The following is a 21,085-nucleotide window of genomic DNA, read 5'->3' on the forward strand; positions in this document are numbered from 1 at the left end:
GCAGGCTGGGCGATGTTTCATCAACTGCCCCATCGCCTCGCAAAAATGGCGGCCGCTGCTGGACGGCAGAGGCGCTATGGCTAAGATAGTGGCCTCAACGTCTTGTTCAGTAGGGAGTATGAAATGGAGTTAGTGCTTGGCCCGTTGGAGGCCCGCGTGATCGGCTGTCTGATCGAAAAAGAGATCTGCACCCCGGATCAATACCCCCTCTCTCTCAATGCGCTGGTCAATGCCTGCAACCAGAAGAGCAACCGCGAGCCGGTGCTGGAGCTGTCCGAGCTCGACATCCGGGCCGTGGTGGATGAGCTGATCCGCAAGCGGCTGGTGGTCAATACCGCCGGCTTCAATGCCCGGGTTCCCCGTTACCAGCATCGCTTCTGCAACACCGAATTCGGCGAGTTGAAGTTCACCGCCCAGGAGCTCGGCATTATCTGCGAACTGTTGCTGCGCGGCCCGCAGACGCCGGGGGAGCTGCGCTCGCGCACCAACCGCCTGTGCAGCTTCGATGACGTGACCCAGGTCGATGCCGTGTTGGCCAAGCTCGCCGAACAGGGGCCCTACGTGGTCAAGCTGCCGCGCGAGCCGGGCAAGCGGGAGTCCCGTTACGCCCACCTGTTCAGTGGCGAAGTGGATCTGCAGGCGCTGGCCGAGGCGGCCCCCGCCAGCAGTTATGCCTCGCCCGCGGCGGATCGACTGGCGGCGCTGGAGGAGGAGGTCGAGCGCCTCAAGGCGCAGCTGCAGCTGCTGGCCGAGCGTCTGGCGCAGCTGGAAGGCTGATGTGCTGGCAATATGTCCATCAAGAGGCGCCGAGGCGCCTTTTTTTGTGCGCTTTTTCTGTCATCTCCATCCGGTGAACCCCATGGCCTCACCTTGCCCCAAGCCCGCCCCTGACGGGGATGCCGCAGCTTTTTTGCGTTATTTCGTCGTTAAGGGTCGAGCCGCCGTCGCTTTCCCGTTAAAATTCCGCTTTTGCACCTGCCCGTGAGTCTCGATGTCTGCGTCCACTCTCTCTTCAGATTGTTATGCCCTGCTCGGTGAGCTGCAGTTGCAGCGCACCGCCAGTATCCGCTATTTGCAAGAACAGCTGCCGTTTGGGCAGGCCCTGCTCGACAAGTTGAGTCAGTTGCAACTGCTGGGGCTGGTGCGGCTGCGTGGGGAACAACAGTGGAGTCTGACGGCAGAGGGAACCCTGGCGTTGATCCTGGCGGTGCGTTGCGGCGATTGTCCCATGCCAAACTGGGCGCGGGTGCCGTCGGTCACCGGCCAGGAGATGGCGCAGGCGCTGGTGCGAGAGCTCTGCCTGGGGGAGGCCGGGCAAGTGCCCGCTTACTATCTGGCGGCCGATCTGCTGAGCCTGCTCGATCTGCCCGATGCCCACCGGTTGCTGGCAGGCTCGAGCCCCCAGTGGCAGCGACTGATGCTGCAGCACTTCGCCCTGCAAACGTTATTGGATGCCGAGCCCCATGAGCAGTGGCCGCTGGCCCAGGCGGCCGGAGAGTGTGCCGCCGAGCTGGCCAAGCTGAGCGACGGCTTTGCTGCCGAGTGGCAGTGGCTCTGTGGCGAGCTGAGCGGGAAAGCAAAAACTCACTGGCCCGCCCTGCAACAACTGGCGGAGCAGGGGGGAGAGCAGCCCCTTGCCGAGCGCCTGCTGGCAGCGCTTGGACAGTGGCAGGCGCAGGAAGGGCAAGAGGATGGGCAGGGTAAGTGGCCACTGACCTTCAGTGCCTTGCTTTGGCTTGGCTGGTTGCAGCAGGCCGATCCCGTACTCGCCAGCGAGCAGCGCAAGAAGTGGCAGCGCAGCCTGGCCAACCAGTTTCCGCTGCTGGCAGATCTGCTGGGGCAGTGGGCGGGTGATCGCCACGGTCAGGCGGTCGGGCTGTTCGATACCCTGCAATTGCCGCCGGAAGAGCTGCACTGGGGCTACCTCTGGCTCGATCTCTGCGCCCTTGCCCGGCACGGGGAGCAGAGCCCCCAGGTGGCCATCCTGCACAAATGGGATCTCTCCCACGTACTGGAGGCTGCCCCCCGCCACCGGTTGATGGCTTTCTGTCAGGATCTGCTGCGGCTGTTGCTGGGGCAGGGGGCGCAGCAGCCGCCGCTGCAGCAACTGCGTGCCGCCAGCGACGAGCAGGAGGCCGACGAGCAGGACGGGGAGGACAAGACACCGGCCTCCGCCAGCTGGCTCAACTGGCTACAGGGGTTGGGGCGTGCCAGCGGCGTGCGCAAGCCGCAGGAGCGACTGGTCTGGCTGCTGCATGCCGAAGGGCCCGAGCTCGAGTGCAAGATCCAGAAACAGAGCACCAAGGGGGAGTGGACTGCCGGTCGCCGGGTCGATCCCACCCTGCTCTCCACCCAGTACGCCAACCTGCTCGACGAGGAGGATTGGGCGCTGGTCCGCACGCTGCCGCGCACGCTGGGGCGGTTGCCGCGCGAGGTGTGGGCACCGCTTGCCAACCATTCCCGCCTGTTCAATGCCAGAGGGCAGAAGCTGCAGCTGGCCATCACGGCACCCTTGCTGCAGATAGTGGCCACCGAGCAGGGCATGAGTGCCGTACTGAGCCCGGCTGCCGCGGCGCGAGGGGCTCACATACTGCCGCTGGCGCAGGATCTGTGGCAGCTCATCCTCACCCCGCAGCCGCTGCTCGACCGGCTGCCTGCGCTGGAGGCCATTCCGCTGCTGCCGGCCGAGGGGCTGGCGGAACTGCAGCATACCCTGGATGCCATTGCGGGGTTGCCCTGGCACAGCCAGGTGGCGGGCCTGCACGGCAATGCCGAGCTGGCTCCCTGGCCCGGCGTGGCCTCGGTTCAGCTCGACTGGCAGGATGGCCAGCTGGCGGTCCGGCTGGTGACCCGGTTCGATGACTTGCCGCCGCAGCCCCTTGGCAAGGGCGAGGCCATCGTGCGCCAGGGGATCAAGGATTATCACTACTGGCAGCGGGACTTGGCGGCCGAGAAGGGCGAGGCCCAGCGGCTGCGCAACCAGTTGCCCATCGAGTTGCCCGGCAGCGAGTGGCGCCTCGAGGGAGAGCAGGCGCTGGCGCTGGTCAACGCCCTGCCGGAGCTGGTGGATGCCGGCGTGGTCATTCACTGGCATCAGGACAGCGCGCGTCTGAAGAGCCTCGATGAAGCCGCCCTGAGCCTGCGGATCGAGCGGCGCCAGGACTGGTTCCAGGTGGAGGGGGCGCTCTCGCTTGATGAGCACCAGATCCTCGACCTGCGCCTCATCCTGCGCCAGCTGACCCCGGGTCAGCGCACCGTTCAGCTGGACGAGAAGACCAGCCTGATGTTGAGCGACAAGCTGGTGGAGCGGCTCACCATGCTGGGCGCCATGCTCGACGAAGAGCAGCGCATCAATCACAAGCTGGCCTACCCGCTGACCCGCCTGCTCTCCGTCATCACCACCGAGGGGGATGCCGCCTGGCACTCCCTGCAACAGGAGTGGCAGCAAGAGGTGGAGTGTCCGGCCGAGCTGATGGGGCCGCTGCGGGATTATCAGAAGGAGGGGGTACGCTGGCTGGCGACCCTGGCCCACCACGGCTTTGGCGCCTGTCTGGCCGACGACATGGGCCTTGGCAAGACGCTGCAGGCGCTCATCGTGCTGCGCATGCGCCAGCATCTGGGCCCGGCGCTGGTGGTGGTACCCAAGTCAGTGGTCACCAACTGGCAGGAGGAGGTCGCGCGCTTTGCTCCCGAGCTGGAGGTGGTGGTGTTCGACAACCCGTCCGAGCGGGAAGGGATGATCCGCGAAGCCAAGGCGGGCCAGATCATCCTGCTCAACTACGGCATGCTCGGCAGTCTGGCGGAGGCGCTCAAAGCCCGCCGCTGGTCCTCCATGGTGCTGGATGAGGCGCAGCAGATCAAAAATGCCGGTACCCAGCGGGCCAAGCTGCTGTTCCAGCTGGACGGCGATTTTCGGCTCGCCCTCTCCGGTACGCCCATCGAGAACCACCTGGGGGAGCTGTGGAGCCTGTTCACCTTCATCAACCCCGGCCTGCTCGGCAGTCTCGGCGAGTTCAAGCGCCGCTTCGGCAAGGCGGTGAAGGATCCCCAGCACATGGCGCTGCTGCGGGCGGTGATCAGCCCCTTCATACTGCGCCGGCTCAAGCAGCAGGTGCTGACCGAACTGCCGGACAAGACCGAGATCATTCATCACATCAGCCTCTCCCCCGAAGAGCGCCAGCTCTACGAGGCAACCCGGCGCGAAGTGGTGCAGCAGGTACAAAGTGCCGACGGCCGCGCCCTGATGCACGTGCTGAGCGGGCTGACCCGGCTGCGCCGGCTCTGCTGCTCGCCCCAGCTGGTGATGCCCGAGTGGTCCCAGGCCAGCAGCAAGCTGGACGAGGCGATGGCGCTGCTGGAGGAGGCCATCGGCAATGGTCATCGGGTGCTGGTGTTCAGCCAGTTCGTCGATCTGCTGAGCCTGTTGCGGGCCCGCATCGAGCAGCAGCAGTGGGACTACTGCTACCTGGACGGCGGCTGCTCGGCCAAGTCCCGGCAGGAGTCCATCCTGCGTTTTCGCCACGAGGCGGTGCCGCTGTTTCTGATCAGCCTCAAGGCGGGGGGCACGGGCCTCAACCTGACCCAGGCCGATACCGTCTTGCACCTGGATCCCTGGTGGAATCCGGCGGTGGAAGATCAGGCGAGTGATCGGGCCCACCGCATGGGGCAGACCCAGCCGGTGACCGTCTATCGGCTGGTGTGCGAGCAGACGGTGGAGGAGAAGATCGTCGCCCTGCACGATGAGAAGCGGGCACTGGCCGACGGCCTGCTGAGTGGCCAGTCGGAAGTGCGCGGGCTGGATGTGGAGAGCCTGCGGGCCCTGCTGATGAGCTGATGGCGATCAGCTGGCTCGGAATAGACAAGGGGAGCATCCGGTGATGCTCCCCTTGTTGTTTGGTACGTGTTGTTTGGCTCGTGCCGTTGGGCGCGCGTGACACCTGGGCGAGGCCGCACCGCCGTTCGGGCCGGTTATCCCTGATAGAGGTAGAGATGCAGCCGCTCTATGATGGGCTCGCCGCCAATCTTGCGATCCCGCCGGGCCTGGCGCAGCTTGGGCGGGTAGTGGCCAAGGTGGGTGACGGCGGGCTGGGTGTCCGAGCAGAGCAGCAGGGGCAGGCTCGCCTTGAGCTGCTGCTTGCGAGGCTCCCGGTCCTGCCAGAGCAGGTTGATCATCGGGTGGGTCTTGACCGGCCGGCGGATCCTGAGTTCTGCGTCCGCAGGCAGGCGGCGGATGTCGTACACCTCCTGATCCACCATCTTGCTCCACTCCTCATTGTTTGACAGCGCCGGGATATAGCGGCGGCTGCGCTCCAGCATCTCCAGCACCTGCTCCCGGCTGAGCCGGCTGATGCTCTGCTTGTCAGCCCAGGTGAAGCCGAGCGAGTGCAGCTCTCCCTCAAGCCAAGTCAGCTTGCGATAGACCTGCAGAGTAATGACCCCGGGCAGCGCACTGTGTACCAGCTCGAACTTCTCATCCCGCCCGCCAGCCTGCTGCACCAGCGCCTTGAAGGCGAGCTTGCACTCGTTGACCTCATCGATCAGCGGCCGCAGCAGGGGCGCACAGGCGGCAGGAAAGCGCAGCCAGCCCGGCAGGCGGTGGGTGGCCTTGGTGGAGCAGCCGGGGCGGGCACTGTGATCCCGATAGGCGCTGAGGGTAGCGGCCAGTGCGGCCTCCTCGCCCAGATAGCCCACCTCGATCTGCTCGATGGGCTCATGCTCCTGTCCTTGCGGTACAGCGGGTAGGGGATAGACGTGGGCCTCCAGCAGCTCAAGCTGTTCCAGCTGCGCGGCCAGGGTGTCCAGCGCCTGTTCAAGCCGCTCCATCTGCTGGCGCAAGGCGGCTGTAGGGGTAAATGTCTCCATCGGCATGTCCTGTGTTTGCCTCTGTCAGCCCTGGTGAGCGGGCTGAACGCAGGGCAGTGAAAGTACTGTATAAATAACCATATCAGCCTGCGGCATGGGTGCCAAGTGCCTGCGTTCCAGGGGGTTGGAGAGGGACAAAAGATCGGAGTCATTTGAGGGTAAAATCTTTGTATCTAGCTGTTAATAAAGGATCAATAAAAGATCGCTTGGTTAACAACTGAATGTAAAGGCCAGGTTGCCCGCCTTGCTTGTGCCCACAGTGAATGCATAGCCAGTAGAGGAAACTGCATAGTTAGAAGGGATCCATGCAGGAGAATATGCTGCAGGGTATCCTGTACAGACGAAAAGATGGTTAAGTTGTTATTAATCAATGCGTTATATTCATGCTCATGACGACATCAACCATTAGTTTTAATAATGCCTGCTATCAAAATTCGTCAATTGAGTCGGCTACCCCCCCTGACTAAGCTTTGCGCAACAAATTCGCACCCCGCGCAGACATCGTAAAGAGGAGCCACATCATGGCCAACATGACTTATACCGAAGCCGGTTACCAGCATTCCAGCCAACTGAATCTGGCTGCTCGCGTCAAAATGACCGTACTGACCTGGCTGGAACGCAGCCGCAGCCGTCGCCAGCTCTCCGAGCTGCCCGAGTACCTGCTCAAGGATATCGGTCTGAACGAAGCTGATCGTTATCAAGAGACCACCAAGCCGTTCTGGCGTGGTTGATCTGCCGGGCAAGGATGCCTCATTTTACTGCTGACTCACTGTTGCCAGCCAGCGCCGCCATGGCGTGACAGACAGCCCCGTTTGCCTGGGCCCGTTCTCTTCGTTGTACCCGTTTCCCTCTCTCACGGCCTGTTGCCGACCCCTTTTGTTCCCTCGTGATGTTCCTCCCTCCCACACTTGTAACATTACTGTTTGAATTTGTTTAAAAATTGATTTTAAGCCCGAGGGCCTTGCGTATAATCCGGCCAAGCGTTCCTGACAAAAGGGTGAGATGGATGATTCCCCAGCATGACTTTTTGGCCCTGACTCGCCGCCACGAGTGGCAGCTTGAGCCGTTCTCGTTTGATCTGCCGGATGGTGCTCGCGCGAGTGTGTGGGATACGGGGGTGCTCTGCCTGGAGCCTGCCAGCGGCGCCGGCGATCTGCCGGGCGGGCGCAAGGATATCGTGCTCTCCTGCGGCATCCACGGCAACGAGACGGCCCCCATCGAGATCTGCAACCAGCTGCTGAGCCGCCTGCTCAGTGGCGAGCTTAGGGCCCGTCACCGGGTGCTGTTCCTGTTCGGCAACCCGGCGGCCATGAATCTGGGCGTGCGCGAAGTGGAGGAGAACATGAACCGGCTCTTTTCCGGCGCTCACAGCAAGGGGGAGGGGCTGTGCAACCAGGAGCGGATCCGCGCCATGCGCCTCGAGCAGTATGTGAGCCGCTTCTTTACTGATCCGGCCAGACCGCGCTACCACTACGACCTGCACACTGCCATTCGCGGCTCGCGTCACGAGAAATTTGCCGTCTATCCCTTCCCCCACGAGCGGCCTCATTGCAAGGAGCAGGTGCAGTTTCTCGGCACCTGCGGCGTGCGCACCATTCTGCTCTCCAGCGGCCCCACCACCACCTTCAGCTATTACAGCTCCCACCGCCACGGTGCTCACGCCTTCACGGTGGAGCTGGGCAAGGTGCGCCCGTTTGGCGAGAACGACATGACCCGTTTCATCGAAACCCGGCAGGCGCTGCAGGATCTGGTGACCCGGGACGAGGTGGTGCTGGAGCCCTGGCGGGCAGATGACTTCACCATTTTTGCCATCGACCGGGTGATCAACAAGCGCTCGGAGCAGTTTCGTTTCCTGTTTGCCAGCGATGTGGACAATTTCACCGAATTTCCCCAGGGTTTCGTGCTGGCCGAGGATGGCGAGCTGCGCTACACGGTAGAGAAACCGCGGGAGGCGGTGGTGTTCCCCAACGCCAACGTGGCCATCGGCCAGCGTACCGTGTTGCTGGTGGTGCCGACCCGGCTGTGGGAGTAACCCGGCGCCACTTCTGATGGCAATGGCAGGCTGCCACCGGCATTGCAGGGCGTGCAGCCCTTTTCGGGAGCCTTGAGCGATCCCGTCCTCATCCTGACAGGGAGCCCGATGCGGCTCCCTGTTTCGTTTCCTCTCAGCCGAAAAATCCAGCTTCTTTCTGAAATTAAAGAAGTTTCTACTGGTCTTACCTGGCTAAATCCCATTGCCCTTTGGTTAACAATCTATTTACATTCAAAGGGTCACCTCATGGTGGTGACGTTGACAACGGCAAGGAGCCAGTTATGACCCATGTCGACATCCCTTTCCTTCGTTACCTCGATGAGGAAGGGCGCCCGGTCGCCACACTACCGACCTGGCTGGACAAGGCGATACTGCACACCTTCTACCGCAACATGGTGATGGTGCGCAGCTATGACAAGAAAGCGATCGCGCTACAGCGAACCGGCAAGCTTGGTACGTTTCCCTCCCACCTGGGCGCCGAGGCGGTCGGGATAGGGGTCGGGCTCGCCATGCAGCCGCAGGATGTCTATGTGCCCTACTACCGGGACATGCCCACCCTCTATGTACGGGGCGTGCCCATGGAGAAAAACCTGCAGTACTGGGGCGGGGACGAGCGTGGCAGCGTCTTTTACAAGGCGGATGGCGAACTCTCCGAGGATCTGCCCATCTGCGTGCCCATCGCCACCCAGATCACCCATGCCGCCGGCATCGCCGCGGCCTTCAAACTGCGCAATCAACCCAGGGTCGCCGTGGTGACCATCGGCGATGGCGGCACCTCCAAGGGCGACTTCCTGGAGGGGCTCAACTGTGCCGGCGTCTGGCACCTGCCCATGGTGATGATCATCAACAACAACCAGTGGGCCATCTCGGTGCCGCGCAAGCTGCAGTCGAGCGCCCCCACATTGGCCCAGAAAGGGATAGGGGCCGGCGTGCGCAGCATTCAGGTGGACGGCAACGACGTAGTCGCCGTCTATGAGGCCACCCGCAGCGCCGTCGAGCGCGCCCGCAGCGGCAAGGGACCGACCCTGATCGAGGCGGTCAGCTATCGGCTGGGGGATCACACCACGGCCGACGATGCGACCCGTTATCGGGAAGCGGCCGAAGTGGAAGCCGCCTGGGCCAAGGAGCCGGTCAAGCGGCTGCGTCAGTTCATGTTTGAGCAGGGCTGGTGGGACGAGCAGCAGGAGCAGGCATTGCTGGCCGAGGCGGCCCGCGAGGTCGAGCGCGCCGTGGCCGTGTATGAAAACACGGCGGCGCAGGCCCCGGAAACCCTGCTCGACTACCAGTTTGCCGAGTTGCCGAAGGATTACCGCACGCAGCGCCGGCGCATCATTGCCAAGGGCATGCAGCAGCACAGCGGGGAGGAAGCATGAGTGATATGACGTTGCTCGAGGCCGTCAATCTGGCGTTGCATCACGAGATGGAGCGGGACCCGGACGTGGTGGTGCTCGGCGAGGATGTGGGGGTCAACGGCGGGGTGTTTCGCGCCACCGTGGGCCTGCGCGACAAGTTCGGCTTCAAGCGGGTGATCGATACCCCGCTGGCCGAGGGGCTGATCGCCGGGGTCGCGGTCGGGATGGCCACCCAGGGGCTCAAGCCCGTGGCTGAATTCCAGTTCCAGGGCTTCATCTTCCCGGGCATGGAGCAGATCATCTGCCAGGCGGCGCGGATGCGCAATCGCACCCGGGGCCGCATCACCTGCCCCATCGTCTACCGCTCCCCCTACGGCGCCGGCATTCACTCCCCCGAACACCACAGCGAGAGCGTGGAAGCCCTGTTCGCCCACATTCCCGGGCTGCGGGTGGTGATCCCCTCCAGCCCGAAACGGGCCTATGGCCTGCTGTTGTCGGCCATTCGCGACCCGGATCCCGTGATGTTCTTCGAGCCAGATCGCATCTATCGCTCGATGAAATCCGACGTGGTGGATGACGGCATTGGGTTGCCGCTGGATGTCTGCTTTACCCTGCGTCCCGGCCGTGACATCACGGTCGTCGCCTGGGGAGCCTGCATCCAGGAAGTGATGCGGGCAGCGAACCTGTTGGCGGAGCAGGACATTCAGTGCGAAGTGCTGGATCTTGCCACCATCAAGCCGCTGGACATGGAGAGCATCCTGGCGTCGGTTCGCAAGACCGGCCGCCTGCTGGTGGTGCACGAAGCGTGCGGCAGCTTCGGGGTCGGCGCCGAAATCGTGGCGCGGGTCACCGAGGAGGCACTGACTTCCCTCAAGGCACCGCCCAGACGGCTCACCGGGGTGGACGCTGCCGTCCCCTATTACCGCAACGAAGAGTACTACCTCATCACCGAGCAGGACATTGCCGATGCGGCTCATCAGCTGATGGAGAACCAGTGGCTATGAAATTTTTCAAATTACCGGATCTGGGTGAAGGCTTGGCCGAAGCCGAGATCGTCGAATGGAAGGTCAGCGCCGGCGATACCGTGAGCGTCGACCAGGTGTTGTTGTCGGTAGAGACGGCCAAGGCGCTGGTGGATGTACCTTCGCCGGTGGCGGGGGTCATCGCCAGGCTGTGTGGTGCCGAGGGGGACATCCTTCACATCGGTGCGCCGTTGGTGGAGTTCGAAGGCGGTGAAGATGACGGCACCGTCGTCGGCAAGGTCAATGCCCATCAGCAGCACATCGAGGATCACTTCGTGGTGGGAGCCATTGCCCCCGGCGGTGCCCTGGTGCAGGCCATGCCGGCCGTACGCCTACTGGCCCAGAAACTGGGGCTGGATATCGAGCGGCTCAAGGGTAGCGGCAGTGCCGGCATGGTGACCGAACAGGATGTGCAGCAGGCATTCGAGGCCCAGCAGAGCAGTGGCAACGAGTTCCTCAAGGGCTCGCGCCGGGCCATGGCCAAGGCGATGGAGCTATCCCATAAAACGGTCGTGCCGGTCAGCATCACCGATGAGGTGGACTTGCGTCACTGGCGCCCTGATGAAGACGTCACGGTGCGCCTCATCAAGGCCATCGGCGTGGCTTGTCGGGCCGAATCCTCCATGAACGCCTGGTTTGATGGCGACACCCTGTCAAGACGGTTGTTCAGAGAGGTCAACGTGGCCATTGCGGTGGATTCCAAGCATGGGCTCTATGTGCCGGTCATGGAAAACGTGGCCGAGCGGGAAGGGGCCGATCTGCGCCAAGGGCTGGATCGAATGATTGCCGACGTGAAGGCGCGCGCCGTGCCGCGCGAGATGTTGCAGGGGGCGACCATCACCCTCACCAACTTCGGCGCCATCGCGGGGCGCTATGCCAGCCCGATCGTGACGCCACCTCAAGTGGCCATCATAGGGGCGGGCAAATTGTTCGAGAAAGTCGTGTTCATCCATGGGGAGGCACGCCCGGTCAGAGCACTGCCGTTGTCGATGACATTCGACCACAGAGCCTGCACCGGCGGTGAGGCGGCACGCTTCCTCAAGGCCCTGGTACAGGCGCTGGAAGCCCCCTCATTGTGACATGTGTGCCCTGCCGTGGCAGGGCACAAATTGTTTGCGTAATCCCCAAAGCCACGTATAATCTAAACCAGCTTGAAAGGGCGATAGTTATGTCAATGAATATGATGTTTTACATCTTTTCCTGTTGTTCATAAGTTAATCCCGTTTTTTGAGCTTTATCCGCTGAAAAGCATAAGTAATTATTTTGAATACAGGTTTAAAGATATGTCTAACATGATCACCGGTACCGTTAAGTTTTTCAACGAAACCAAAGGTTTTGGCTTCATCCAGCAAGAAAACGGCCCGGACGTTTTCGTTCACTTCAGCGCTATCAGCGGTAACGGTTTCCGTACCCTGGCTGAAGGTCAGCGCGTACAGTTCTCTGTGACCCAAGGTCAGAAAGGCCCGCAGGCTGAGAACGTAACTGCTCTGTAATTCTTACAGAATTTAAGAAAGCCGTGGTGCCTCTGGTTCCACGGCTTTTTGTTTATGGACGCTTCACTCTCATCTGCTGAGAGTGAATGGTGCTACTTCCTGCTCTCTCGTTGCCTCCACTATGCTGCCATCTCTTCTGCTTGCTGCCACTCTGATCACTTCTGCCGATGTGCAGGGACAGGATACTGTCGAGGCCGAGGCAAAAGCCGTATGCCAGCAGTTTGTCGAGGTGCGCGTGGGCGGCGACTCTCTGCCCGACGAGATCAAGGCTCAACCATTGCCAAAACGGGTGGGGGAGTGGATGGTCGATGGCAAAGTAAAAGGACCCGAAGGTCCTTTACTGTTTGCCTGTCTGCTGCGTCAGGGGAAACGCTGGGAGCTGCTCAACTTTTCACTGTGGGCTCCCAAAGCAATCAAAGCGGTTTGAGTGCGACCAGCAGGTGCTGCAGATGCTCGACCATGGTCATGCCGAATGGCGTCAGATAGCCACCATCTTCCGCGCTGATGAGCCCCTGTTGATGCAGACGTGACGCTGCCTGGCAGAGTTCGTCGGACATGTCGCTGCGCAACTTGATCCCCAGGCTCATGTTGGCCGGATCAAAACATGCCAGTATTTTCAAATCGTTTACAAACTCGTTAGAAACCTGGTCGATCCCGATCATGAATGCACTCCTTACGCTAAAGATGTATGCAAACTAGCATTCCCGGATCCACTTTAGTGGGCGCTGGCTCAAACTATTGGGCTTTCTCCTTTCTATGCGTGCTCAAACGCTGCTTTTTTGGTCGTCCTGCCAGTGTTTTTTGGAGGCGTAGTTGAGTCCGCCCCTGCCATGCCAAACATGATAGGATAGGAGCCTCCTTTGTCTTTCTGGCCGAACGCTGCGTATCGGCCTTCGGTTCAAGGCGTATTCCATGGTCAAGATCACACTGGTATCACTGCTGCACACACTGGGGGCGCGTTTCCCCGTCTATCCCGTCTCCCTGTTGTTGCCCCTGCTCGAGCAGCATCAGGGCGATGTCTGGCTGCCGGCCTGCAAGGGAGCGGATGTCGCCGCCCTGCGTCAGCATGGCAAGGGGGCAGCCGCCCAGACCCTGGCCCCGCTGACGGCGGCCTGGTGTGATTTTGCTACCGGTGAAGAGGGTGCGACGCCCGAGCTGGATGCGCTGGCCAATTATGACAGCGAGATGATGGACAATTTGCTGATGTACTGGCACAGCCCGGCCAAGATCAACAGCCCGATCACCGACAACCTGTTCGAGTTGCGCCGCGAGGTGGTGGATGAGGCCCATGGCGGCAAGCTGGCTGCTGCTTGGCAAGCGCAACAACAGGCCCGTTTCGAGCAGATCATGGCCGCTGCCCTGGCCGGACGGGAGCAGCTCTGCTTCGTCGAGGTGGAATCCGCCTACTGGCTGCGCCAGCGTTTGAGCGAGATGGCGGGGATCACCCTGGTGACCCCCGAGCTGGGGTGAGATCGCGAAAAATCGGTGACCGATCTCTCATACTGGACAAGGCGCCGGCAAGATGTGAACATGGCGCCCTTTATTGCACAAGAGACTTGACAGATGAGCTATGAACTGAGCGACACCGAGCGCAATGCAGCGCTGCAACTGAACGCGGACTACCGCTTTGATCACTTCATCAGCAAGCTGGTCGAGCACGAAGAGCTGTTCGTTCTGACCGACGAGCACGGCGTCATGATGCTGACCACCGACGATGAAGACTGCATCCCGGTATGGCCGCACCCGGAATACGCCAAGGCGTGGGCCGAAGGGGAGTGGGCCGACTGCAAGCCGCAGTCCATCACCCTCAAGGTGTGGCTGGAGCGCTGGATCGACGGCATGGAGCAGGATGAACTGTGCGTTGCCGTGTTCCCGACCCCGGATCAGGAAGGCATCGTGCTGGAGCCGGCCGACGTGGCCGATGCTATCGCCCAGAAGCAGGCCAAGCGCGGTTAATCGCTGCTGCTTCAAGCTGGCAACCCCGGTTGCAAAGAAGACCCCGCCACTGTGCGGGGTCTTTTTGTTGGTGGCCTAGGCCAACCTTGGCAAAGAGGCAGGCTGCACAGGCCCCTATTTCTGCTGATAGGTGGTATCAACCCGGGTGACGGCCGGGAAGGCCTGATCCGCCTTGATGGCGGCCTGGGTCTGCGTCTTGGCCTCTTCATCAATCCAGAACAGGCCGCCGAAGCTGTAGCCGCTGTTGCTGCCGTCCAGCGGCCAGTAGAGCAACTCGCTCTTGGGCGTCGCCGGCAGCTTGGGCAGTTTTATCCAGCGCCAGGCCCCTTCCCGGGTGTAGGGCACCTGATAGGCGGGCACAAAGCTGGCCAGCTCATAGAGCCGTTGCTGGATCTGGCGCGACAGCGCCGCTTTTTTGGCGAAGTCGAACTCCTTGTCGTACTGCTCCACCAGGGCCGTGATGGCATCGTCATCGATGTTCATGATGTTGTTGGTCTGCGGCTTGTTGGCGTTGATCTTGTGGAAGAACTCCCAATAGGCGGGATAACGGCTGCCTGACCAGGCCATCCAGGCGCTCTGGTGTTTTTTCTCCAGCATCGATTTGAAGCCGGCCGAGGCATCCATCAGGTTGAGCTCGAGGTTGAGCCCCGCCTTCTTGGCCTCTTCGCGCAGCAGGGTGAGGCGCTGGGCGTGCTCCGCCGTGGTGTAGGTGATGGTCAGGGTCAGCGGCTGGCCCTGGCTGTTTTGCAGGGTGCCGTCGGGGCCGGGCTTGGTGAAACCGGCCTTGGCAAAGTAGTGGCGCGCCAGCTCGGGATCAAACGGACGGGCCTTGAGATCCGTGTTGGTGAACTCCCCCTGGCCGGAGCCATAGCTGTTGAGGCGCTGGTAATCCCCTCGCAGCAGGGTGGTGAGCATCTTGTCGAGATTGAGGGCGTGCTGGATGCCGAGCCGCACATTGAGATTGCGCAGCAGCAGATCGGCGGTGTTGAGATAGAGCCCCGTGGGGGGTTGAGGGGTCTGATTGTAGAACCAGAGGCGTTCGATATAGCCCTTGGCGAACTCCGGCGTTTTGCTCTTGTCGTGCCACCAGTTGGGCATCACTAGCGGGAAGGTATCGAGCTCGCCGCGCAGGAAGTGCTGCCAGGCGATGTTCTGATCCCTGAGTACCTTGAGCTCGATCCGATCCGGGTTGAAACGGTGCTGGAAGTAGCGCTCGTCATTGCCCCACCAATCCTTGACCCGCTCGAAGGTGACCGACTTGCCCTTCTTCACCTCGCCAAGCTGATAGGGGCCGGTCACCGGCAGCAGCTTCCAGTTGTACGTCTTGACCCAGTCGGCGGTGATCTTGATGGCGTGGCTGGGGGCCGGGCTGAAGGGCAGGGATTCCAGCAGATCCTGGCGACTCTTGGCCGTGCCGCTGGAGATGGCCAGGGTGTGGTCATCAAACTTGGTCACTTCGCTTATCTGGGTGCTGTAGTAGTTGTTGTACCAGGGGTCGTTGATCTCCTTGCTGCGCAGCAGCTTGAGGGTGAACAGCCAGTCATCGGCGGTGACCGGTTGACCGTCCGACCAGCGTGCCTTGGGATTGATGCGCAGATAGAGGGTCTTGTGGTCAGGCCCGAAGGCCCATTCGTTGGCCAGCATCGGCATGGGATTGCCGGTGACGGGATGGGTACTCAAGAGCGGCAGATTGGTCTCCCGCATATAGCCGGCGAAGCCGCCGTTGGAGTCCGGGCCGTAGACCCGCAGGGTCAGCGGAAAACTGGTCATGAAGCCGCGAAAGGTACCGCCCCGCTTGGCGGCCGGATCCGCGAAAGCGGGATCCGCGTTGTTGCTCTCCCAGGTCAGATCGGCTGGCAGGGTGGCGCTCCAGCCGTAGTGGCTCAGACAGAGGGTCAGGGCAATGGCACTGCTGCGCAGAAGGCGCGGGATGATGCGGGGGTTGGTGGTGAAGGTCGATGGCATGTCCTTGCTCTCCTGATGGCTGCGTCCTGCAGGCCACTGGTGGGTGGCTCCAGCCCCGATGGGGGCTGGCTCATCATGGAAAGTTTCCCCGCCCTGGTCAATGGCGGCGGGCAAATAAGGATCAGGCTGCAGCCTGCGGCTTGAACCAGCGCAGCCGGCCGCCCAGCAGATGCACCACAAAGCCGAGTAGCACCAGGGCCGAGCCCAGCCACTGCAAGGGGGTGGGGTGCTCGTCCAGCAGCAGGGCCGCGGCCACCATGCCGACGCAGGGCACCAGCAGGGAGAGAGGGGCCACCTGCGCCACCGGGTAGCGCATCAGCAACCGGCCCCACAGGCCGTAGCCGAGCCAGGTGGCGACAAACGAGAGATAGAGCACGCACAGGAAACCTTGCCAGCTGATGTTGAGCAGGCTGCTGGCCATCAGCTCGGGCCCCTCGAACAACCAGGAGAGGGCGAGGAAGGGAAGGATGGGCACCAGTCCGCCCCAGGCGATAAGGCTGGGCAGCGTGGTCTGGTAGCGCAGCCCGATCTGGCGATTGATGACGTTGCCAAGGCCCCAGCAGGCGGCCGCGCAGAGGGTCAGCACAAAACCGAGCAGGGTCAGGTTGCCTTCGCCATGGGTGGCGATGAGATAGAGGCCGGCTCCCGCCAGCGGCAGGGCCACCCAGTGGTGGGGTTGCCAGCGCTCACCCAGCCAGATCATGGCGAACAGCAGGGTGAACACCACCTGGGATTGCAGCACCAGCGAGGCCATGCCCGCCGGCATGCCGAACTTCATGGCGCAGAACAGAAAGGAGAACTGCCCGAGGCTGATGGCACCGCCATAGGCCAGCAGCCAGCGCCACGGCATGGCGGGTCTGGGGACCAGCAAGATGGCGGGAAAGACCACCCCGACGAAGCGCAGCGCCCCCAGCAGCAGCGGGGGAATGCCCTCCAGCCCCCACTTGATGGCGACGAAGTTGAGCCCCCAGCAGAGGATGACCAGAGCGGCCAGAAACTTGTCCTTGGTGTGCATGCGGCGTCCTTCGGTGTGTGGCCTCTGGCAGGAGAGGCCAAAAGAGGACGAGCATACCCCAGCCTCGGTGGGCGCCGTCAAGCCGCCAGGCGGGGGAGCAACCTGGCAACGGGGGGCAAGGTGCGATTCAGGCGGCGACGCAGTGCACTGTGATGCCGCGTGCGGCCAGGGTGGCCCGCATGGGGGCGGGCAGGGCATCGTCGGTGACCAGCACGCCGATCTGGCCCGGCGTACCGAGCGGACTCGGGTGGATGGCGCCGAACTTGCTGCTGTCGGTGATGACCACATTGGTCACCCCCTTGGCCAGCACGCTGTTGACCACGTCTGCCCGCATCATGTCGCGGCCGGTGAAGCCCATCTCGGGGTGAAAACCGTCTACCCCGATGAAGGCCTTGGAGAAGTGCACCTGCTCGATGCACAGCCGGGTCAGCGGCCCCACCACGCTCTCGCTCTGATGCTGGAACAGGCCTCCGAGCAGCACCACCTGGGCCTGGGTGTCGCGCAGCAGGTGGGCAATATAGCTGCTGATGGTGATGATGGTGACCCGCTTGTGCAGGGCCAGATGACGGGCCAGCAGGGCGTTGGCGCTGCCCCCCTCGATAAAGACCGTCTCGCCATCCTCCACCAACTGGGCGGCCCGCTCGGCGAGGCGCTCCTTGAGCAGGTAGTTGATGTTCATCCGGGCGTCGGGATCGTCGCTCTCCAGCGCCATGGCCGAGCCGTGCACCCGCTTGAGCAGCCCCTGTTTTTCGAGCGCGGTCAGGTCGTTGCGCACCGTCACCTCCGAGACCCCGGTACGTTGGGAGAGCTCGCTCACGCTCATCTTGCGGGCCTGATGGACCAGGGTGAGGATCAGTTGGTGGCGTGGGTTCATGGGGCCTCGCTGGCTGGCAGTGGATAGCGGCAAGCCACCGCGCGGGTGGCTTGCCGGTCATAAAGGGGCACAGCTGCCCCTGGTGGGGCCCGTCAGAGACTGTGCTCGGTGCGGGCGATGATATCATCTTGCGCATCGGGGGATAAGGCGGTGAAGAAGGCCGAATAGCCCGCCACCCGCACCACCAGATCCCGGTACTGGTCGGGATGGGCCTTGGCGGCCAGCAGGGTTTCCCGCGAGACGATGTTGTACTGCACGTGCCACCCCTTGTGCACCTCGAAGAAGGTGCGCAGCAGACTCATCAGCTTGGCCTTGTCCCGCTCGTTTTCAAGGCTGGCCGGGCTCAGCTTCTGGTTGAGCAGCACGCCGCCGAGAATGGCCGCCGTGGGCAGCTTGCCGAGCGAGTTGAACACCGCCGTGGGGCCGAGGCGATCCGATCCCGACGCTGGGCTGGCCCCTTCCGCCAGCGGGGTGTGGGCGTGGCGGCCATCCGGGGTGGCCATGGTGGCCGCCCCAAACGGCACGTTGGCCGAGATGGAGGAGGTGCCCGCATAGTAGGTGCCGCCGATGGGGCCACGGCCGAAGCGGGTGTTGTGCAGTCCCTTGAGCTCGTCGATGTAGCTCTGGTAGGCCTGTACCAGCAGCAGGTCGACCTCGTCCAGATCGTTGCCATATTTGGGGGCCGCGTGGGTGAGGCGCTGGCGCAGCTGCTCCCCCTCGAGCCCGGCAAAATCCTGCTCGAGCGCTTCGGCCAGCTCGCGCTGATCCACCACGCCCTGCTCGAATACCAGTGTCTTCAGCGCCGCCAGGCTGTTGCCCAGGTTGGCGATCCCCACCTGCAATCCGGAGACCCAGTCATAGACGGCGCCCCCCTGCTTGATGGTCTTGCCGCGCTCGATGCAGTCATCCACCAGGGCGCTGCAGAGGATGTCGTGGGCCTGGGCCTCCAGCACGCTGTCGACCACGCAGTCGATCTCGATGGATTTGCGGGTGAAGTAGCGCACCTGCTCGTCCCAGCGGGCCATCACCTCGTCGAAGTGGCCGAACGAGCCTTGCCGCAGTGACTGGGGCTGGGGCAAGAAGACCTTGCCGGTGGTGGCATCGCGGCCGCCATCGAGCGCCGCCAGCAGGATGCGGGCGAAGTTGATGAAGCTCATGCCGGTGCAGCGATAGCCCCACTTGCCGGGTACCGCGGTCTCGATGCAGCCGATGGCGGCGTAGTGGTGGGCATCCTCCTCGCTTACGCCAAGCTTGATGAACTCGGGGATCACCACCTCATCGTTGTTGAAGGCGGGCATGCCGAAGCCGCAGCGGATCACCTGGATGCAGGCGTCGAGGAAATCCTCGCTCATGCCGGCATGGTAGCGCACCGAGAGGTTGGGCTGGGTGGAGCGCAGCTGGCCGCAGGACTCCAGAATCGCGTAGGAGAGGCCGTTGACCGCATCATGGGCCTTGCCATCCCGCCAGTTCTGGCCGCCGATGGTGACGTTCTGGTAGAGCGGGCTGCCGGCGGAGGCCTTGGAGTGGGTGCCTGAGCGGATCTTGTTCACCTCCAGCAACTTGAGCCAGCACCCTTGCAGCAGCTCGATGGCGCGTGTGCGCGGCAGGGATTCCGACAGCTCTACTTCGCGGCGATACCAGGGGTAGAGGTACTGGTCCATCCGGCCAAACGACACCGAGTGGCCGTTGGACTCGATCTGCAGGATGAGCTGGATGAAGTAGCAGAGCTGCAGCGCCTGCCAGAAGGTCTCGGGGGGCCGGTGAGCGATGTGGGCGCAGTTGAGGGCGATGGTCTCAAGCTCACAGCGGCGCTCGGGACGCGGCTCCTGCAGCGCCAGCTCGCGGGCCAGCGCGGCGTAACGCTCGATGTGCTGGCTGACGGCATCGAAGGTGATGGCGACGGCCTGCAGGAACTGCTCGCGCTGCAGATCGGCCCAGTCCGCCAGATCGAGCCGGCCGCGCCGCTCGGCCACCTTGACCTTGAGGCCGTCGAGACCGAGAGCAAGCAGCTGCTCGTAGTTGACCGCGAGGTGCGCATCCCCCGAGGTCATGTTGCCCTCGGCCTTGATGATGCCGCTCTCCAGCAGCCCCTTCTGCTCGTCGGTAAAGAGGCCGTAGCAGCGATCCTGCACCGTCTGGCCGCGCCAGAAGGGGGTGAGGGCGTGGATGGCCAGCTTGTCCGCCTCGCTCACCGCAAAGCCGGCGCCGGGGCGATCCGCCAGCTCGTCGATCTCCTTCTCGATCCAGCCCACCGTGTATTCGGGAAAGAGCGGCGCCGCCCGCACCTGGCTGGCCTGGTTGCCGACGATGAGCTCGTCGTGCTTGATCCAGATGGTGCGCTCCTTGAGGTGGTGGGCCAGCGCCAGGGCGCGGCGCACTGGCAGCGGCCGGGCCAGGTGGGCCTGATAGGCCTCTGTATAGTGGCGGGCCCGCTCGGTGCAGACCGGCGGCTGGACGATGTGGATCAGGCTCTCCTTGTGGGCACGGATCCGCGGGGGCAGGGTGGTGAGGTCGAGCTGGGTCATGGTCTTATCCTCTGGTCATAGGACGGTGAGTTGACGGTAAGTGGCGGATGTCATGGGTTTGCTCCTAGCCCCGGGTGAGCGGGGTCAGCCCCTGCGCACGGGCACACTCATGGGCAAAGGCGAGCAGTGCCGGGTCATCAAGCGGTTGCGGTGGGGCCTGATAGGGTTGGTCGAGCAGGGCGTACTTGCCTGCGCCCAGGGTGTGGTAGGGGAGAAAGTGGATCTCCTGCACGGTGCCAAGGCTGGCGGCGGCCCGGGTGATGGCCTCGATGGAAGCGCGGTCGGCATTGAAGCCGGGGATGAGCGGCACCCGGATCTGCATGGCCACGCCGCGCTCGGCCAGGCGCTTGAGATTGGCCAGGGGCAGGGCGACCTTGCCACGGGTCCAGTCGAAGAAGCGCTCCTCATCCACATGCTTGAGATCCGCCAGCAGCAGGTCGAGGTGGGGGAGGCTAGGTTCAATCTGGGGCCAGGGTACGTGCAGGCAACTTTCCACCGCAGTATGCAGCCCCTCGGCCTTGCAGCGGGCCAGCAGGCTGGCGGCAAACTCGGGCTGCATGAAGGGCTCGCCGCCGGAGAGGGTGACCCCCCCGCCGCTGCGCTCGAAGAAGGGGCGATCCCGCAAGATGGTGGCCATCAGGGTGTCCAGGCTCTCCTCCCGGCCGCACACCTGCAGCGCTTCGCTGGGGCAGAGGCCGCGCAGCCGTTCCACATCCTGATTGCGCAGGGCTGAGCGGGTGAGCTGGACACCCTGGCTGTCACGCAAGATTGCCGGGCAGGCGTCGCTGCAGAGCCGGCATCCCTCGATGCATTGGCGCCGGTCGAGTAGTATGTCCGGCTTGGGAGAGCGGCTTTCCGGGTTTTGACACCAGCGACAGGCCAGCGAGCACCCCTTGAGAAACACCAGGGTGCGAATGCCGGGGCCATCATGGGTTGAATAGCGTTGCAGGTCGAAAATCATACCGCCTCCTTTTGTTTTTGCATTCTAT

General features: G+C 63.0%; 18 protein-coding genes. 11 read left to right on the forward strand and 7 right to left on the reverse strand.

Annotation, left to right across the window (positions count from 1 at the left end; genetic code table 11):
- The first annotated feature begins 123 nt into the window (after positions 1–123).
- Positions 124–777, forward strand: a complete 654-nt coding sequence (locus PG881_RS11815; protein WP_270800186.1) for a YceH family protein — start codon at positions 124–126, stop codon at positions 775–777.
- A 214-nt stretch (positions 778–991) separates the two neighbouring features.
- The gene (locus tag PG881_RS11820) at positions 992–4,834 is read left to right on the forward strand and encodes a DEAD/DEAH box helicase (RefSeq protein WP_270800187.1); all 3,843 of its coding nucleotides are present in this window, start codon (positions 992–994) and stop codon (positions 4,832–4,834) included.
- Between the two features lie 134 nt (positions 4,835–4,968).
- On the opposite strand, the gene PG881_RS11825 is transcribed toward PG881_RS11820, so the two are convergent.
- Positions 4,969–5,862, reverse strand: coding sequence for a DNA replication terminus site-binding protein (locus tag PG881_RS11825; protein ID WP_270800189.1), 894 nt, complete (start codon positions 5,860–5,862; stop codon positions 4,969–4,971).
- Between the two features lie 521 nt (positions 5,863–6,383).
- Between PG881_RS11825 and PG881_RS11830 the strand changes: the two genes are divergently transcribed.
- The 7 genes from PG881_RS11830 to PG881_RS11860 all read left to right on the forward strand — a co-directional run bounded on the left by PG881_RS11830 (position 6,384) and on the right by PG881_RS11860 (position 12,188).
- Positions 6,384–6,593, forward strand: a complete 210-nt coding sequence (locus PG881_RS11830; protein WP_011706670.1) for a DUF1127 domain-containing protein — start codon at positions 6,384–6,386, stop codon at positions 6,591–6,593.
- Between the two features lie 275 nt (positions 6,594–6,868).
- Entirely contained in the window at positions 6,869–7,894 is a 1,026-nt protein-coding gene (gene astE / locus PG881_RS11835) for a succinylglutamate desuccinylase (RefSeq protein ID WP_270800191.1), read from the forward strand.
- Between the two features lie 281 nt (positions 7,895–8,175).
- Positions 8,176–9,267 (forward strand): pyruvate dehydrogenase (acetyl-transferring) E1 component subunit alpha, encoded by a 1,092-nt coding sequence (gene pdhA, locus PG881_RS11840; RefSeq protein WP_227291114.1) that lies wholly within the window; start codon positions 8,176–8,178, stop codon positions 9,265–9,267.
- Positions 9,264–10,250, forward strand: a complete 987-nt coding sequence (locus PG881_RS11845; RefSeq protein WP_011706667.1) for an alpha-ketoacid dehydrogenase subunit beta — start codon at positions 9,264–9,266, stop codon at positions 10,248–10,250. The genes pdhA and PG881_RS11845 overlap by 4 nt, the downstream gene beginning before the upstream one ends.
- Positions 10,247–11,347 (forward strand): dihydrolipoamide acetyltransferase family protein, encoded by a 1,101-nt coding sequence (locus tag PG881_RS11850; protein ID WP_270800301.1) that lies wholly within the window; start codon positions 10,247–10,249, stop codon positions 11,345–11,347. Before PG881_RS11845 ends, PG881_RS11850 begins: the two co-directional genes overlap by 4 nt.
- 204 nt (positions 11,348–11,551) lie before the next feature.
- Positions 11,552–11,761 (forward strand): cold-shock protein, encoded by a 210-nt coding sequence (locus PG881_RS11855; RefSeq protein ID WP_005331438.1) that lies wholly within the window; start codon positions 11,552–11,554, stop codon positions 11,759–11,761.
- Between the two features lie 121 nt (positions 11,762–11,882).
- Positions 11,883–12,188: a hypothetical protein gene (locus tag PG881_RS11860; RefSeq protein ID WP_270800196.1), complete on the forward strand. Its 306-nt coding sequence runs from the start codon at positions 11,883–11,885 to the stop codon at positions 12,186–12,188.
- On the opposite strand, the gene PG881_RS11865 is transcribed toward PG881_RS11860, so the two are convergent.
- Positions 12,175–12,423 carry a TIGR02647 family protein gene (locus tag PG881_RS11865; protein ID WP_011706664.1) on the reverse strand — a complete coding sequence of 83 codons (249 nt, stop codon included), beginning with the start codon at positions 12,421–12,423 and terminating at the stop codon, positions 12,175–12,177. The two genes, PG881_RS11860 and PG881_RS11865, sit on opposite strands and share 14 nt — an antisense overlap.
- Positions 12,424–12,673: 250 nt before the next feature.
- Between PG881_RS11865 and PG881_RS11870 the strand changes: the two genes are divergently transcribed.
- Together PG881_RS11870 and PG881_RS11875 are read left to right on the forward strand one after the other, a co-directional pair.
- Entirely contained in the window at positions 12,674–13,231 is a 558-nt protein-coding gene (locus PG881_RS11870) for a hypothetical protein (protein ID WP_270800198.1), read from the forward strand.
- 93 nt (positions 13,232–13,324) lie between these two features.
- Positions 13,325–13,717: a DUF2750 domain-containing protein gene (locus PG881_RS11875; RefSeq protein WP_005302792.1), complete on the forward strand. Its 393-nt coding sequence runs from the start codon at positions 13,325–13,327 to the stop codon at positions 13,715–13,717.
- A 114-nt stretch (positions 13,718–13,831) separates the two neighbouring features.
- On the opposite strand, the gene PG881_RS11880 is transcribed toward PG881_RS11875, so the two are convergent.
- The 5 genes from PG881_RS11880 to PG881_RS11900 all read right to left on the reverse strand — a co-directional run bounded on the left by PG881_RS11880 (position 13,832) and on the right by PG881_RS11900 (position 21,057).
- On the reverse strand, positions 13,832–15,682 hold the full coding sequence (locus PG881_RS11880; protein ID WP_270800200.1) for an extracellular solute-binding protein: 1,851 nt from the start codon (positions 15,680–15,682) through the stop codon (positions 13,832–13,834).
- Positions 15,683–15,803: 121 nt separating this feature from the next.
- Positions 15,804–16,697, reverse strand: coding sequence for an EamA family transporter (locus tag PG881_RS11885; protein ID WP_201905179.1), 894 nt, complete (start codon positions 16,695–16,697; stop codon positions 15,804–15,806).
- 127 nt (positions 16,698–16,824) lie between these two features.
- Positions 16,825–17,571 (reverse strand): DeoR/GlpR family DNA-binding transcription regulator, encoded by a 747-nt coding sequence (locus tag PG881_RS11890; RefSeq protein ID WP_011706659.1) that lies wholly within the window; start codon positions 17,569–17,571, stop codon positions 16,825–16,827.
- A gap of 92 nt (positions 17,572–17,663) precedes the next feature.
- Positions 17,664–20,096, reverse strand: a complete 2,433-nt coding sequence (locus PG881_RS11895; RefSeq protein ID WP_270800204.1) for a formate C-acetyltransferase/glycerol dehydratase family glycyl radical enzyme — start codon at positions 20,094–20,096, stop codon at positions 17,664–17,666.
- Positions 20,097–20,160: 64 nt separating this feature from the next.
- Positions 20,161–21,057 carry a glycyl-radical enzyme activating protein gene (locus tag PG881_RS11900; protein WP_270800207.1) on the reverse strand — a complete coding sequence of 299 codons (897 nt, stop codon included), beginning with the start codon at positions 21,055–21,057 and terminating at the stop codon, positions 20,161–20,163.
- Between the last annotated feature and the right edge of the window lie 28 nt (positions 21,058–21,085).

Source organism: Aeromonas sp. QDB54, assembly GCF_027707385.1.
Taxonomy (GTDB): Bacteria; Pseudomonadota; Gammaproteobacteria; order Enterobacterales; family Aeromonadaceae; genus Aeromonas; species Aeromonas hydrophila.

Coding starts and splice junctions, on each gene's coding strand:
- PG881_RS11815 (WP_270800186.1), top strand. CDS start 124: ATGGAGTTAGTGCTTGGCCCGTTGGAGGCCCGCGTGATCGGCTGTCTG.
- PG881_RS11820 (WP_270800187.1), top strand. CDS start 992: ATGTCTGCGTCCACTCTCTCTTCAGATTGTTATGCCCTGCTCGGTGAG.
- PG881_RS11825 (WP_270800189.1), bottom strand. CDS start 5,862: ATGGAGACATTTACCCCTACAGCCGCCTTGCGCCAGCAGATGGAGCGG.
- PG881_RS11830 (WP_011706670.1), top strand. CDS start 6,384: ATGGCCAACATGACTTATACCGAAGCCGGTTACCAGCATTCCAGCCAA.
- astE (WP_270800191.1), top strand. CDS start 6,869: ATGATTCCCCAGCATGACTTTTTGGCCCTGACTCGCCGCCACGAGTGG.
- pdhA (WP_227291114.1), top strand. CDS start 8,176: ATGACCCATGTCGACATCCCTTTCCTTCGTTACCTCGATGAGGAAGGG.
- PG881_RS11845 (WP_011706667.1), top strand. CDS start 9,264: ATGAGTGATATGACGTTGCTCGAGGCCGTCAATCTGGCGTTGCATCAC.
- PG881_RS11850 (WP_270800301.1), top strand. CDS start 10,247: ATGAAATTTTTCAAATTACCGGATCTGGGTGAAGGCTTGGCCGAAGCC.
- PG881_RS11855 (WP_005331438.1), top strand. CDS start 11,552: ATGTCTAACATGATCACCGGTACCGTTAAGTTTTTCAACGAAACCAAA.
- PG881_RS11860 (WP_270800196.1), top strand. CDS start 11,883: ATGCTGCCATCTCTTCTGCTTGCTGCCACTCTGATCACTTCTGCCGAT.
- PG881_RS11865 (WP_011706664.1), bottom strand. CDS start 12,423: ATGATCGGGATCGACCAGGTTTCTAACGAGTTTGTAAACGATTTGAAA.
- PG881_RS11870 (WP_270800198.1), top strand. CDS start 12,674: ATGGTCAAGATCACACTGGTATCACTGCTGCACACACTGGGGGCGCGT.
- PG881_RS11875 (WP_005302792.1), top strand. CDS start 13,325: ATGAGCTATGAACTGAGCGACACCGAGCGCAATGCAGCGCTGCAACTG.
- PG881_RS11880 (WP_270800200.1), bottom strand. CDS start 15,682: ATGCCATCGACCTTCACCACCAACCCCCGCATCATCCCGCGCCTTCTG.
- PG881_RS11885 (WP_201905179.1), bottom strand. CDS start 16,697: ATGCACACCAAGGACAAGTTTCTGGCCGCTCTGGTCATCCTCTGCTGG.
- PG881_RS11890 (WP_011706659.1), bottom strand. CDS start 17,571: ATGAACCCACGCCACCAACTGATCCTCACCCTGGTCCATCAGGCCCGC.
- PG881_RS11895 (WP_270800204.1), bottom strand. CDS start 20,096: ATGACCCAGCTCGACCTCACCACCCTGCCCCCGCGGATCCGTGCCCAC.
- PG881_RS11900 (WP_270800207.1), bottom strand. CDS start 21,057: ATGATTTTCGACCTGCAACGCTATTCAACCCATGATGGCCCCGGCATT.